General features: G+C 61.0%; 13 protein-coding genes. All 13 read right to left on the bottom strand.

Going from position 1 to position 15144, the window contains the following annotated elements:
- Position 1: 1 nt before the first annotated feature.
- The 13 genes from MTX36_RS30590 to MTX36_RS20260 all read right to left on the bottom strand — a co-directional run bounded on the left by MTX36_RS30590 (position 2) and on the right by MTX36_RS20260 (position 14836).
- Positions 2-121, bottom strand: a complete 120-nt coding sequence (locus MTX36_RS30590; protein WP_371851312.1) for a hypothetical protein — start codon at positions 119-121, stop codon at positions 2-4.
- On the bottom strand, positions 118-1503 hold the full coding sequence (locus MTX36_RS20315; protein WP_243621480.1) for a hypothetical protein: 1386 nt from the start codon (positions 1501-1503) through the stop codon (positions 118-120). Before MTX36_RS20315 ends, MTX36_RS30590 begins: the two co-directional genes overlap by 4 nt.
- The gene (locus MTX36_RS20310; RefSeq protein ID WP_243621479.1) at positions 1500-2138 is read right to left on the bottom strand and encodes a DUF6084 family protein; all 639 of its coding nucleotides are present in this window, start codon (positions 2136-2138) and stop codon (positions 1500-1502) included. Before MTX36_RS20310 ends, MTX36_RS20315 begins: the two co-directional genes overlap by 4 nt.
- Complete coding sequence (locus tag MTX36_RS20305; protein WP_243621500.1) at positions 2135-2758, bottom strand: DUF5947 family protein; 624 nt, start codon at positions 2756-2758, stop codon at positions 2135-2137. The genes MTX36_RS20310 and MTX36_RS20305 overlap by 4 nt, the downstream gene beginning before the upstream one ends.
- Before the next feature lie 14 nt (positions 2759-2772).
- Entirely contained in the window at positions 2773-3678 is a 906-nt protein-coding gene (locus MTX36_RS20300; protein ID WP_243621478.1) for a NifU family protein, read from the bottom strand.
- Between the two features lie 15 nt (positions 3679-3693).
- Positions 3694-5487, bottom strand: a complete 1794-nt coding sequence (locus tag MTX36_RS20295; RefSeq protein ID WP_243621477.1) for a nickel-dependent hydrogenase large subunit — start codon at positions 5485-5487, stop codon at positions 3694-3696.
- A gap of 51 nt (positions 5488-5538) precedes the next feature.
- Positions 5539-6612: a hydrogenase expression protein HypE gene (locus tag MTX36_RS20290; RefSeq protein ID WP_243621476.1), complete on the bottom strand. Its 1074-nt coding sequence runs from the start codon at positions 6610-6612 to the stop codon at positions 5539-5541.
- A 148-nt stretch (positions 6613-6760) separates the two neighbouring features.
- Positions 6761-7564, bottom strand: coding sequence for a hydrogenase nickel incorporation protein HypB (gene hypB, locus MTX36_RS20285; protein WP_243621475.1), 804 nt, complete (start codon positions 7562-7564; stop codon positions 6761-6763).
- A 2-nt stretch (positions 7565-7566) separates the two neighbouring features.
- A complete protein-coding gene (locus tag MTX36_RS20280) occupies positions 7567-7896 on the bottom strand; it encodes a hydrogenase maturation nickel metallochaperone HypA (RefSeq protein ID WP_243621474.1) in 330 nt (109 codons plus the stop codon).
- Positions 7897-8035: 139 nt separating this feature from the next.
- Positions 8036-9760: a cutinase family protein gene (locus MTX36_RS20275; RefSeq protein WP_243621473.1), complete on the bottom strand. Its 1725-nt coding sequence runs from the start codon at positions 9758-9760 to the stop codon at positions 8036-8038.
- 186 nt (positions 9761-9946) lie between these two features.
- On the bottom strand, positions 9947-11053 hold the full coding sequence (locus tag MTX36_RS20270; RefSeq protein WP_243621472.1) for an alcohol dehydrogenase catalytic domain-containing protein: 1107 nt from the start codon (positions 11051-11053) through the stop codon (positions 9947-9949).
- 31 nt (positions 11054-11084) lie between these two features.
- Positions 11085-12431: a pitrilysin family protein gene (locus tag MTX36_RS20265; protein ID WP_243621471.1), complete on the bottom strand. Its 1347-nt coding sequence runs from the start codon at positions 12429-12431 to the stop codon at positions 11085-11087.
- Between the two features lie 134 nt (positions 12432-12565).
- A complete protein-coding gene (locus tag MTX36_RS20260; protein ID WP_243621470.1) occupies positions 12566-14836 on the bottom strand; it encodes a polyribonucleotide nucleotidyltransferase in 2271 nt (756 codons plus the stop codon).
- Between the last annotated feature and the right edge of the window lie 308 nt (positions 14837-15144).

Here is a 15144-nt window from a genome sequence, read left to right as displayed (position 1 = left end):
ACTACATCTTCCGCATCCGCAGATACCGCTGAATGTCCGGCATCGACACGACCAGCACGACCGCCGCGGCGATCGCTGTTGCGCCGAGAAGTACCGTCGACAACATTCCCATGCCTCTCATGATCCGTTCTCCTCTCGATAACCCTGCTCCTCCACCGCAGACACCGGTTCCACCTCGTCCGGAGCGAAGTACAGATAGCGGCCGTACCAGTTATGCAGATCGGCGGCCGGATCGTCGATCAACGTCACCCCCACATGAATGTCGCCGTCCACGTCTTCATGGATGGTGGCAACGTGGGCGATCCGGCCGTCGAAGAACAGGTCCTGAGCGTCCGCGCGGCGCGAAGGATGCAGCCGAACTGTGCTGCCACCGGCGATACGGACGCCACTGATCATCACCGCGTCGGTGCGGGGCCTCACGCTCGTGTCGGCCTCCAGTGTCCACCAATCGACACCATCCGGCACCTCGGGAATGAAAGCCGATGAATCCCTCTGCCCCACATGCGGATCGCGGAGAACTCCGTGTAATTCCGCAAGACCTTCGGGGGTCAATCCTTCGCAACGATCAATGATGGCTGCAGCCTTCGGATCAGTAGCTCTTGCTTCGACTTTCTCCTCGTCGGTCATCGTCAGAATGCGAAGCGTCAAAATCTCGTCGATTTCGGTGGAGTCGAACAACGCGCCCTCACTCTGTTCGGCGATTTCCGGAAAGTCGTAGAGAATGATCGGCGACGCCAGAACTGTGCTCGAGCGACCCGGCAACTCGGGGTTCTCAACTCCGGCCAGTACGGGGTAACACCGATTCTGAATCAGTGTCTGCGAGTCGTCCACACTGAACAGCGATATGAACGACGCTGCGTCGCACTCCAGGATGAGATGCGCCCCGAGCATCGAATAGGCGGGCGCCGTACGCTTGTCGACATCCTCGACCACAGTGGTGTTCTGGACACGTATCGACAACACAGAGTGTGTGCCCGGCACCGCCTGAATCTCGACGTGCCCCGACAGGGCCCACTGGGTCCGAACCATCCTCCCCAGTTGCCGGCCGTCGGACTCGAGAACTGGTTCGGTTTCCACACCGGCCGGAACCTCGACGGGCAATTCGATCCCCGACATCAACTCCGTCAGTGTCCACGAACCTAACTCGATCTCGCACTCACTTGCCTCGTCCCAGGACATCCATTCACGATCACCCGAAGTGAGACGGTCGACCGGGACCCACTCCCCGTGCAGCCCCGGACACTCCAGAGTGCGTGCCTGTAAGTGCAAAAACCTCAAGGTCACACCCACGGCGCCTGCATCCGAATCCAGAACACACTGCACCGACATCCCCGATTCCTCGCCTACCCCGGCTTCCGCAGCACCGGGTGGACCGAGAACTCCGAACTGCCAGCGCGACTGGTTCTTTCCCGAAGTCGCCCGATACGGGTACAGGAGATAGCCCTCGTAGAGAACAGCGTCGGCAACCGCCCGGACGTCATGACCGGTACCGACTCCGCTCATGTCGCGACCTCACTTCCGGAAAGTAGCTCCCGCACTGCAGATTCCATGTCGGTGAGCCCGTGAGCAGCCTTGAATCGGGCAAGCTCGGCGATGGTGTCGTGATCAAGGCGTACCCAGCCGGAGCCCGGGTAATGCGTCTCGATCAACTGTTTCCACGTCGCCACCGGAATGTCGTACGACGCCGACCTGTCCCAGGGAATCTGCTCGACCGAAAATCCTCGATTACCGTCTGTGAAAACGGTTCCGCTCAGCAACAGGACCACCGGCACTGTCCCACCGGCAAGCGCGTGCATGTACTTCGATGCCGTCACCGCAACGTCGTAGGTGCACGGCATGGGTAGGTGTGCGACGGTAACGCCGTCGAAGCCCTGCACCACTGTCGAGCACTCCATCCAGAGGAAGGTCCGTAAGGTGCTGGACCACCGTTCCCTTCGGCCGAATAGATCCAACAGAGCTTCTTCCTCCAACTCCGTGTACGGCCGACGATGCGGCTCGATGCGAATCTGCGCCCGCAACGCCAGGGCCCGAACATGAGCACCGGTGGATTCCGAGATGCGCAACCGCACAGTGAGGTTCGGCGTCACCGAATACGGATCTACGACGACGTCCACAACCGAGAATTCGAGGGCGGTCACTGCCGCTCACCTGATACGACAGTACTGCGCAACTGCACACACTCGAAGAACTGTGATACCTCACGCTTCGCGTCCTGGCCACCGTCGAATCCCCGCCAGACCGTGCGCAATCGCCCCACCAACTCGTAGCACGCGTCGATCGGCACAATGAAGCATCTCGGTACCTGCTCACCCGGAACGATGTGGACGATCAGCGCCTCGACGTCCGACCTCACCTCGCGCAGGATCGGGTTCTCGCGCAGGACGGTCTCGAAAGCGTCGATGGGCAGTTCGGATTCCGTGGCCCCAGCCGGACCGGGATAGAACGCGATGAATCGCTCCAGCAACGAATTTCGGAAGAAGAACGCCAGACCTACCGGAATCTCCAACGATTCCCATCGGCCCGGTCCCAATTCGAATTCGGCCAGCTCAAGGTATCGGTCCGGGACCGCTTTGTATCGGAGATCCGCGTCCACCGGTGCGAACAACAGATAGCAGGGCCGACAGACGCACAGGAGACTGCGCACCTGGACGTCGACTACATGTTGATGCTCGTCGCCGATATCGACGGCGCACATCTCGCATCGCGGCCCAGTCGATACCGGGCGCGCCGACGCTATTTGTGTGAGAACCTCTCCCACTGTAGATTTCGCCACTACATCACCGGAACCTGAGACCCTGCAACGGAGTCGATCGGCACCGCTACCGACAGCGCGCCGTCACGGGTCAGGATGGGCAACGGTGCAAGATGCTCAGCGCCGGCGTCGACTCTCGCTCCGGCACCTCGGACATCGTAGTGAGCGGCGCAATGGGGGCAGGTCAACACAGCCGCATTGCGTGTGGACCGCCCCATCACGCGTTCCAGTACGGCTCCGGCCAACGAGCGTTCACACGCCGGACAGTGATCGTGGTACGCGTACAGGTCGTCACCGGATCGGCACACCAGCAGATCCACGCCGCCGATCCGGAAGCCTGCAACTTCACCGGCAGCGACCTCGGCGAACTCCGGAACGCTGACCCACTGGCTGCCGGTATCGCGGTGGACATGCGAAAAAAGAGATTCCACCGAAATCACACCGGCTTTCGGCGCGTGCTCGGTCGGCGTCTCGACTTCGATTCCCGTCGTCTCCGGCGCTGCGGACTGAACGGCATCCTGCACCGCCGACTCGAGGGTCACCGACGAGGACGGGCAACTGTTGCAACTGCCCAGAAGTCGCAAACGAACGACGCCACCGGACACTTCGATCAATTCGACGTCCCCGCCATGCGATCCGAGGTATGGACGCACGCTGTCCAGCGCGGTTCGGACACGGGTTTCGACGTCGTGGGGGTGTAACCCGTGGACCAGCATCAGGCTCGAGATCAGATCGTCGCGCACCATTTTCTCGACCATCTCCGGATCTGCAAGCTGCACAGCCCGTTCGAGCGCAGCGCCGTACAATTGCACGACCTCGCGCACCAATTGCTCGGCACGATCCCGCGCTACGGGTCCGCCGCCGGCGCTACTCTGCAACAAGGTCTCGATACGGTCACCCGCGCCGCGCCAGTAATCTGCAGGCATCTCGTGGTCCATCGGCTACTCCCCCGTCACGGACTGCGTCGGTGAATGCAACTTCTCGATGGTCTTGCCGCCGCCGAGATACATGTGCACGCCACAGGGAAGGCACGGATCGAAGCTGCGGACGGTGCGCATGATGTCGATGCCCTTGAAGTGCTCGCGATCATTCTCCTCGAAGATCGGCTGCCCCTGCACGGCATCCTCGTACGGACCCGGGGTGCCTTCGCTGTCGCGCGGACTCGCGTTCCAGGGCGTCGGCGGATACGGATGGTAGTTCGCGATCTTGCCGTCGCGAATCACCATGTGGTGCGAGAGAACTCCGCGTACAGCTTCGGTGAATCCGCAACCGATGCCTTCGTCGGGCACCTCGAAGGATTCCCACGTCTTGGTCCGGCCCGCGCGAATCTCCACCAGGGCCTTCTCGGCAAAATGCAGGGCTGACGCCGCAGCATATGCCTGGAAATAGGTACGTGCCCGATTTCTTTCGAGGGTGTTGCTGCCATATTCGGGGATGTGCCACTCGAGCGACACCGGACCCTTCAACGCCGTCTTCGGCAGATTGATCTGCACGCTGTGCCCTGTCGACTTCACGTAGCCGATATCGACCAGCCCCGCCAGAGCTGTGCTCCACAACCGGGCGAGCGCGCCGCCGCCCGTGTCGAGTGCAAGGTTGTCCTGGCCGTCGAACCAACGCGGCGACATCACCCAGCTGTACTTGTCCTCGAGGTCGCGCTTCTGCGGGTGTGGGTTGGTGTGCTGATTCCACGGGTGACGCCGATCCACCGGATTCCCGAGCGGATCGGTCGTGACGAACATTTCCTGGTCTTTCCAGTCCTCGTAGTACGAAGAGCCCAGCATGATCCGGATTCCGAGGTTGATATCCACGAGATCCGTGGTCACCAGTTTGCCGTCGACAACAACACCGGGGGTGACAAACATCTTCCGTCCCCACTCGGTCATGTCCTTGTATGCAAAATTGCAGTACTCCGGATCCTGGAAAGACCCCCAGCAGCCGAGCAACGTTCGACGCAGACCGACCTTGTCGTATCCGGGGAGAGCTTCGTAGAAGAAATCGAACAGATCGTCGTGCATGGGCACAACTTTCTTCATGAACTCCACGTACCGCATCAACCGCGTCATGTAATCCGTCATCAACTGAATGGTTGCGACGGTTCCGACTCCGCCCGGGTAGAGAGTCGACGGGTGGACGTGACGCCCTTCCATCAGACAGAACATTTCACGGGTAGAACGCGAAACCTGAAGTGCCTCACGGTAAAATTCACCGGTGAAGGGATTGAGCGTGCGCATGATGTCGGCGATCGTGCGGTATCCGTGCTGATCCTCATGGCGGCAGCGAGTGTTCTCGGCCTGTGCCAGGACGCCAGGATTGGTCTCGGACACCATCTTCTCGCAGTAGTCGACCGCCACAAGATTCTCTTGAAAGATGTTGTGGTCGAACATGTATTCCGCAGCCTCACCGAGATTGACAATCCACTCGCCTAGGTGGGGAGGCTTGACTCCGTACGCCATGTTCTGCGTGTAGCACGAGCACGTCGCGTGGTTATCACCGCAGATCCCGCAGATACGGCTGGTGATGAAGTGCGCGTCACGCGGATCTTTTCCCTTCATGAACAGGGAATATCCGCGGAAGATCGACGACGTGCTGTGGCATTCCACGACTTCACGATTGGCGAAGTCGATCTTGGTGTAGATGCCGAGGCTTCCGACAATTCGTGTGATGGGGTCCCAGGCCATCTCGACCAGACCGTCACGGTCTGCCGTCGAGGTGGGTTCGGGAATGATGGCCGTCATTTTCAGTGCCTCCCAGAGAAGTCGAAAACTCGTGTTCTCATAGTGCGTCCTTCACCACGTGCGCCGGGCTCCGGTGAGCAGCGTCGACCCGCGTTCACGCCAGTGCGGTTCATGGTCCAGGGTGCTCCCGGTAATTCGGCGCAAGCTGTGAATTACCGTGCCGTACAGGCCAACTGCATTTGTCGATAGCTTGCCGCCAGGTGGTTCGTCCATGAACGGCATGAACTTGTCCGGGAATCCCGGCATCGTGCAGCCGATGCAGATACCGCCGACATTGGGGCATCCCCCGACACCGTTGATCCAACCTCGTTTGGGCACATTGCATTTCACGACCGGACCCCAGCAACCCAACTTGACGATGCACTTCGGTGAACCGTATTCCGTCGCAAATTCACCTTGCTCGTAATACCCGCCGCGATCACACCCCTCATGCACGGTCGCACCGAACAACCATTGCGGCCGCAGTGATTCGTCGAGCGGAATCATCGGCGCCTGATCCGTAGCCATGTACAGCAGGTAGGTCAAAGTCTCGGAGAGGTTGTCCGGCTGGATCGGGCAGCCCGGCACACACACGATCGGAATGCCGGCCTTCGACTTCCAACCCCACCCCAGGTAGTCCGGCACACCCATCGCACCGGTCGGATTGCCCGCCATCGCGTGGATACCGCCGTACGTCGCGCATGTACCCACCGCCACCACAGCTGTCGCTTTGGGAGCCAGTCGGTCCAGCCATTCACTCGTCGTGATGGGCTGCCCGGTCTCCGGGTTATTTCCGAATCCGCACCAGTAGCCCTCGTCGTGCAGCTTCTCGTTCGGGATGGAACCCTCGACGACGAGGACAAACGGTTCCAACTCACCACGGTCGGCTTTCCGGAACCACTCCAGAAAATCGTCGGCACCACCCTCAGGACCACACTCGAAGTCGATGAGCGGCCAGTGCATCGCAACCTTGGGTAATCCCGGTAGCGCGCCGAGTGCGATCTCTTCGACGCTCGGTTGTGTGGCGGCGGTCAACGCCACTGAATCTCCGTCACAACTGAGTCCGGCGTTGATCCACAGAACATGGATCAGAGTTTCTTCTGCCTTGGCTGCTGCGCTCTCAGCAGTCTCAATTCGAGTGTCCATGTCAGCCGCTTTCACGTGTGCGACGGCACCATGTGTTCCACCGAGTCTGTTCCACCGGGTCGAACTGCCGCCGGTATCGAACGCCACCCGAACCGAAAATCGGCCCTCGTCTGTGGCACCCACTCATTTCATTAACTACCCGAGCACATCAGTTGTCAACGGTCACCGGCGCCCGGCCCAGTCGAGCACCGATCCAGCTGTACCACTCGGACAGACCTTGACCCGTTGTCGCCGACAAAGTCATCACGCGCACAGCAGGATTGAGCGCTTCGGCTTGCCGAACACAGGCCTCGACATCGAAATCCAGATACGGCAGCAGATCAATCTTGTTGATGATCACCAGATCCGCAACAGCAAAGATGTGCGGGTACTTCACAGGTTTGTCGGCGCCCTCCGGCGTTGAAATTAGGACAACCTTGCCTTCCTCGCCGAGGTCGAAAAGTGCCGGACATACAAGGTTTCCGACGTTCTCGATCAAAAGCAACGACCCGTCAACCGGACGACTCACCGCAAGCGCGCGATCGATCATGTCGGCGTCCAAATGACATCCTGCGCCCGTATTCACTTGTACAACAGTCGATCCCGTGGCGCGAACTCGCTCGGCGTCCAGCTGAGTCTCCTGATCTCCTTCGATGACAGCAATGGGAAACCTGCCACCGAGATCGTTGATCGTACGAACCAGCAAGGTTGTTTTTCCGGCGCCGGGAGAACTCATGACATTGAGCGCGGAGATCCCGCGAGTCCGCATCCATTCTCGATTGCGCGCCGCCAGCTCGTCGTTCTTGGCCAATACCCGTTGTTCCAGAACCACAGTCTCGCTGTGTGGATGATGGTGCAGATCGCCATGGTCATGGCTATGTACAGAATGGTCATGGCTGTCATGGTCATGACTGTGTGCAGAGTCGGAAACCCGCACTCCCGCACTCTCCCCGCAGCCACACGTCGCACACATGATCAGCTCACTTCCATCGACAATATTCGCAGCTCCTGGCCGGCAAGAACCTCGACGTCGGCGCTGCCACACGGGCACAGAAGAAACATGTCCGGCGGTGAAAACGAGTCACCGCACGCTCTACACCGTGCACTGGCCGGGACCTCGTCGATGCACAAACTCGCGCCCTCGGCGTGGGTACCCGCGGTCACGACGTCGAAGCAGAACAACAACGAATCTGGAACTACTGCGCACAACCGACCGACCTCGAGACGAACGGTGATAATCCTTCGATCCCCGGCGCGCTCGCACACAGCGTCGACCACACTCTGGGCAATCGACAATTCATGCACGGCAGACCCACAATTCGAGATCGATCGTGCATTCCACGATAAGCGCCACCGACCGTCGAGAACAGAGCAGACACAAAAAGCAGGCTGCGATCCGCACATTTGTGCGGATCGCAGCCTGCTGCAGTGCTACTGACGAAGGTCAGTTGGCCGGAGCCTTCGTGGTTGTCGTCGCGCCGGTGGTGGTGGTGGTGGTGGTAGTGGTGGGTGTGACTGCTGCGTCCGACTGTGCAGCCTGCGATGTCGGAGCGCTCGTTACGGCCGCACTCGAGGTCGGTGCTACCGATCCGGTCGGTGAAGCGACGGCACTCGACGTTGCAGAAGCCGATCCCGCAGCAGGTGCCTGCGACGGCGTTGCGGCAGCGCCCGAAGATTCCGTCGAACCAGTGGTCCCGCTGGGGGCCTGACCGGACCCGGAAGTGGTATCGGTCGTCGTGCCATTTCCGTCAGTGGCTCCGGCCTCACCGCCACCATTTGCCATGTACAGATCCACGGCAGCTGCAAGCTGTTCAGGGGTCGGCTTTACCGTCGTGTCAACGGGCTTGCCCTCCTGCGCCTGCTGAGCAAGATACGTGAGCCACGCTGCCGAATACTGCGCCGACGTCAACGGCTTGCCATTGGCAGCATCAGCGTCAGTCCAGTAGTCGAAGTGATGGCCGACACCGGGAGCCAGTGTCATCTGGTACGGATCGCTCATGATCACCGGAATCGTGTTCTGGTTGGTGGCGATCAGACCGACGATCTCCTTGAACAGCTTCTGCGGCAGGTACGCCAGCGGCGACACTTTCTCCGCTGAAATCGTGCCGTCCTCGGCGACCGGCGTCACGGTGTCCGTCGTACCCGGCTTGTACCCCGGAGTCGAGACCTTCAGCAGGACGTCCATGAACGTCTCGTCGCTCTGCATCCAATCCGGCTGAGACGAAATATCGTTGAATGCCTTGAACATGATCCCACTGAATACAACCGCGACATCTTGACCCGTCGTCGGCGTGAGGCCCTGCGATTCCAATTGGTCGACATTCAATTGACGACCGACGTTCGCGGCCAAAATCAGCAAGGAGATGTTCTCCGGAGCCGAACAAGTGAAGTCACCGTCGGAACAGAACGAAGCGACCTTGCCGTTCAACTTTCCGAAACCGCCTGCGGTATCCGGGAGTGCACCCTGGCCCGGTATCGCCGACGTTCCGTTCTGGTACTTCTTGTCAAAGTTGTCCGGGTTCGTGAACGGATCCTTCGCGCCGAGGAACGTACCGTCGCCTTCCTGTCGGCCCGCGTCGGCGAGCAGCACAACACCGACAACCTTGTCGGCGCTGACACCGAACTCGTTGTCCTTCTGCGTACCGATATCCATGGCAACGCGGCGGACGACGTCTGCGCCTTCGCTGTATCCGACGATCGAGAACTGGGTGTTCGGGCATGCTGCACTGATCGCACTCATCACGGATTGAGTATTGGCTGCGCCTGCAGCCACGGCATCCTCATACGTCGCCATGTTGGCCGGATAGGCGATGTACATCGCAGCGTAAGAGCCCGGCTTGGTGGTGTTGACCGATCCGGCCGGATTGATTACCTGATCGACGCGATCACTCTTGTAATCGCCCGACATCGCGGCCGGCAATAGCTTTCCGTCTGCGCCTTCCAACATCAGGACTGTGTTCGGGTCCGGTGTGTCGTGGCGACCGGCAACGGCGATGCTCACCATGTCGTGGCATTCGGTGACCGATGCCGTCAGTTCGGTGTCGATCGTGCGGGACTGCGGCGAGTCCACGGCGACTGCGACTGCGACCAGCGCAGCCACGCCGAGCGCTGCGGGCGCAACTGCCCCCGCAAGTATTCGATGTCGCGAAAAGAACCCACGTACAGCCATATCTACTCCCCAATTCACTCCGGAAAACGTACCGACCGACCCCCAGGGCAGAACGTAACGTCACAACTGAAGTCGTCGAGTACATCGATCGCGTTACAGCGGGTAACACTCGAGCGAACGGTTTAGGCTGCGATCGTCGGCCCACCCCGGGGCATTTTCGCCGGCGATGTGGGACAAGTGCGCAGGTCAGTCGAACATGATCACTTGCCGGATCGCCTTGCCGTCAGCGAGTTCGTCCATCCCCGCATTGATATCGTCCAGAGTGATTCGGGAAGAGATCAGCTTCTCGACGGGTAACTTTCCGTCGCGCCACAACTGCGCGTAAATGGGAATGTCTCGGGCCGGCACAGCCGACCCGAGGTAGCTCCCGATAATGGTCCGAGCTTCGGCCACCAAACCCAGCGGCGAGATCGAGGACCGCGCATGGGGCCCCGGCAATCCGACCGTGACCGTAGTCCCGCCGGGCGCAGTAGCAGCCACAGCAGCTTCGAAGGCCCCCGCGTTACCAGCAGCTTCGACGACGATGTCCGCTCGAAGGCCCGATTTCGTCAAACTTGCCGGGGTGAATACCTGCGTCGCACCCATTTCAACTGCCTGAGCCAACTTCGATTCGAGGGCGTCGACTCCGATCACCGTCTCCACCCCCAGCGCGCGGGCAGTCAGAATCGCGGCCATCCCGACGCCGCCCAACCCGACCACCATGACGGTGTCCGTCGGGAGTGGCCGGGCTGCGTTGAGCAGAGCTCCCCCACCGGTCAATACGGCACAACCCAGCACTGCCGCGATGTCCGGCGGAACGTCGTCGTCGACTACGACGACGGATTTGGCGTTCACGACCGCATGCGTCGCAAAGCCCGAGACTCCGAGGTGATGCTTAACGATCCCACTGCCGCGGCGCAACCGGTGGGCACCTCCAAGCAAGCTTCCTTCGTTGTTAGCAGCCCCGCCCACCGTGCAGGGCAGCCGACCATCTGCGGCGCAGCCCGCACACTCACCGCAGCGAGGAAGGAACGTCATGACAACACGTGTACCGACGACTAAGTCGTCGACACCCTCCCCGACCTGAATGATCCGGCCAGCAGCCTCATGCCCCAACAGCATCGGCACGGGGCGAACGCGATTGCCGTCCACCACGGAAAGATCGGAGTGACACAGTCCGGCAGCCTCGATCTTGACGAGGACCTCACCATTTCCGGGCGGATCCAGCTCGAGTTCGGACACCGAGATGGGAAGTGAAGATGCATACGGCCGGCTGCGACCGATCTCTTCGAGCACGCCGCCGCGAATCTTCAACTGCCCACCTCGATTTCGTTGAACCGACTGATTACCCGACGATCCCGCGCACCGAAGCCGGGAGGTCCCTCACACGCTTGTACGGTCCGACGACAGCAGCCGCGAACGGACGCGTCAGCAGAACCTGAGCTACTTCGAGAACTTCTTCGGCAGTGACCGCGTCGATGGTGGCCAAGGTTTGCGCCACACTGCGATGGTCGCCGTAATTGAGTTCACTACGGCCGATCCGGGTCATTCGTGAACCCGAATCTTCCAGGGAAAGAACCAAACTACCCCGCAAAGCACCCTTGGCGCGAGCAATTTCGGCATCGGTGATGCCGCTCGCTGCAACCTGCGCCAGAACCTCGCGGATTACCGTGGTGACCTCGCCGAGGTTTTCGGGCTGGCAGCCCGCGTACACCGAGAACGCTCCGGTATCGGCAAAGGTGTCGACGCCCGAGTACACGGAGTACGCGAGGCCTCGTTGTTCCCGAATCTCTTGGAACAGACGAGAACTCAGGCCGCCGCCCACAGCAGTGTTGAGCACGGACAATGCCCAACGATGACCTTCGTGGCGACCGAATGCCCGCACTCCAAGTGCCAGATGAACCTGCTCGCTGTCGCGATGGGTCAGGCTCAGTTCGGGCATCGTGCGCAGTCGCAATGTTCCTTCACGACGCGGAGCAGGCTTCACGCCACGCTCGAGATGCCCGGCAAATGCACGCCGGGCCAACGTCACAACCTGCTTGTGGTCGACGTTGCCGGCCACAGCAAGAACCATCCTCTGCGGGGTGTACCGGCGCACGTGGAAGGAATGCAACTGGCTGCGGGTCATCGATTCGATCGATTCCACACTGCCGATAATGGGACGGCCTATCGGATGATCACCGAACAGCGCCGTAATGAACGCGTCGCCGAGAAGGTCTTCCGGATCGTCGTCGCGCATCGCGATCTCTTCGAGAACTACCTGCCGCTCGACATCGACATCCGCGGTACGGCATCGGCCACGAAGAACGACATCCGCAACAAGGTCCACCGCCATCGGCAGGTCCTCGTCGATCACATGCGCGTAGAAGCACGTGTGCTCCTTGGACGTGAAGGCGTTGAGTTCGCCGCCGACACCGTCCATGACCTGTGCGATATCGAGCGCAGTCCGCGACGGAGTCGATTTGAACAGAAGGTGCTCGAGGAAGTGTGCCGCGCCGGCAACACTCGGTTGCTCGTCACGCGATCCGACACCAACCCAGACGCCGACCGAAGCGCTGCGCACGCCCGGAATGAATTCGGTGACTACACGGAGTCCACCGGGCAGGACCGTCCGCTGGACCCCGGACTCGGGAGCTTGCGCGTCGATCGGGGATTTCAGTGCAGTTGTACGGCTGCGCGCGGTGTTGGCCATGAAGTGTGTCAACGGTCCTTGAAGAAGTTGGGGTGAAAATTTTGGGAAGAACGCCGTGTGGTCGCCACGGCGAAAGGAACTTTACGCCAGCGGCCCCGTACGAAAATCCGCACGGGGCCGCTGAGTGAACATGCTTACTCGGAAGCAGCCTCTTCAGCTACGGGAGCTGCTGCGTCGTCGTTGCCCTCTTCGACGGGGATCAGCGAGATCTTGCCGCGAGCATCGATGTCGGCGATCTCGACGCGGATCTTGGATCCGACGTTGACCACGTCTTCGACCTTGGCAATGCGCTTGCCACTGCCCAGCTTGGAGATGTGAACCAATCCGTCGCGACCCGGCAGGAGCGAAACGAAGGCACCGAAGGCGGTGGTCTTGACGACCGTGCCCAGGAACCGCTCGCCGACCTTGGGGAGCTGCGGGTTGGCAATGGCGTTGATCATGTCGATCGCGGCCTGTGCAGACGGTCCATCGGTGGCGCCGACAAACACGGTGCCGTCGTCTTCGATGGAAATGCTGGCACCGGTCTGCTCGGTGATGGAGTTGATCATCTTGCCCTTGGGGCCGATAACCTCACCGATCTTGTCGACGGGGACCTTGATGGCCGTCACGCGGGGAGCGAACGGGCTCATCTCGTCCGGGGTGTCGATGGCCTCGGCCATGACCTCGAGGATCGTGGTGCGAGCATCCTTGGCCTGAGCCAAAGCGCCGGCCAGAACCTTGGACGGAATTCCGTCGAGCTTCGTGTCGAGCTGCAGAGCCGTGACGAAGTCCTTGGTACCGGCAACCTTGAAGTCCATGTCACCGAAAGCATCTTCGGCGCCGAGGATGTCGGTCAGTGCCACGTAACGGGTTTCGCCGTCGACCTGGTCGGACACGAGGCCCATTGCGATACCGGCAACCGGAGCCTTCAGCGGCACACCGGCGTTGAGCAGTGCGAGCGTGGAAGCACATACGGAGCCCATCGAGGTGGAGCCGTTGGAGCTCAGCGCCTCGGAGACCTGGCGGATCGCGTACGGGAACTCTTCGACGCTGGGCAGAACCGGCATGAGAGCGCGCTCGGCGAGTGCGCCGTGGCCGATTTCGCGACGCTTGGGCGAACCGACGCGACCCGTCTCACCGGTGGAGTACGGCGGGAAGTTGTAATGGTGCATGTAGCGCTTGCTGGTCTCGGGACCGAGCGAGTCGACCTGCTGAGCCATCTTGACCATGTCGAGGGTGGTGACGCCCAGGATCTGGGTCTCGCCACGCTCGAACAGTGCAGAGCCGTGTGCGCGCGGAATGATCGCAACCTCGGCGGACAACGAACGGATGTCCGTGATGCCACGGCCGTCGATGCGGAACTGATCACGCAGGATGCGCTGGCGAACCAGCTTCTTGGTGAGCGAGCGGAACGCTGCTCCCAGTTCCTTCTCGCGACCCTCGAAGTTGGGTGCAACGAGCTCGAGAACCTCGGCCTTGACCTCGTCGGTCTTTTCGTCGCGCTCCTGCTTGCCGGCGATTGTCAGTGCAGCATTGAGCTTTTCGGCTGCAGCAGCCTCGACGGCAGCAAAGACGTCATCCTGGTAAGCCGGGAAGACCTTGTAGTCGCCCGTCGGCTTGGAAGCCTTGGACGCGAGTGCCGACTGAGCAGCACACAGACGAGCGATGAACGGCTTGGCAGCTTCGATACCCTCGGCGACGATGGTCTCGTTGGGGGCCTGAGCGCCGTCGGCGATCTTCGCGATCACGTTGACGGAAGCCTCGGCCTCGACCATCATGATCGCGACATCGGCATTGTCACCGCTGCCGGAAACGACGCGGCCGGCAACAACCATGTCGAAGACGGCGTTCTCGAGCTGATCGACCGTCGGGAATGCGACCCACTGGCCGGCCTTGTTCTCGTCCGTCGAGATGAGTGCAACACGCACGCCACCAACGGGACCGGAGAACGGCAAACCTGCAATCTGAGTCGACGCGGAAGCAGCGTTGATAGCCACGACGTCGTACAGATCCTGCGGGTTGAGGCTCATGACCGTGACGACGACCTGGATCTCGTTACGCAGACCGTCGACGAAGGACGGGCGCAGCGGCCGGTCGATCAGACGGCAGGTGAGGATCGCGTCGGTGGAGGGGCGGCCCTCACGACGGAAGAACGAGCCCGGGATACGGCCCGCTGCGTACATACGCTCTTCGACGTCCACCGTCAGGGGGAAGAAGTCGAAGTTTTCCTTGGGGTGCTTGCCGGCCGTCGTGGCGGAAAGCAGCATGGTCTCGTCGTCCAGGTAAGCAACGACGGCGCCGGCAGCCTGCTGAGCAAGGCGTCCGGTCTCGAAACGGATGGTGCGGGTACCGAAGGACCCGTTGTCGATCACGGCGGTGGATTCGAACACGCCTTCGTCGACCTCTACTACGGAATTCTCTGTCATCTTTTTCTCTTCACTTCCCTCTCGTCTTCGCCGTACCCGCGCGGGCGTTTCCACCCTCCTGGTGGAAACTGCGCACCGAGGGACGTCCCCCTCTTGAATTGCAGAGGTTCGCGATAGCTGCGAACTTTTCTCTGCTTCGGGACGTCACTGACCTTCGGGCGGCCGTCGATCGAAGTTCGCCGGAACATGACGGGCTCGAGATATTGACAGACTCGAGTCCGATCCGGAAAACCACTACCGACAACCGACACCACGTTCTCTGGTGCATACGGTGTGTTGACGGCGCTTTCGCCCGCCAACTCGACTGC

The organism is Rhodococcus sp. ARC_M6 (genome assembly GCF_022810305.1).
In the GTDB taxonomy this organism is placed as follows: Bacteria; Actinomycetota; Actinomycetes; order Mycobacteriales; family Mycobacteriaceae; genus Rhodococcus_F.
Note: the sequence above shows the minus strand (reverse complement) of the source record. Positions and strands in the feature narration are given on the sequence as shown.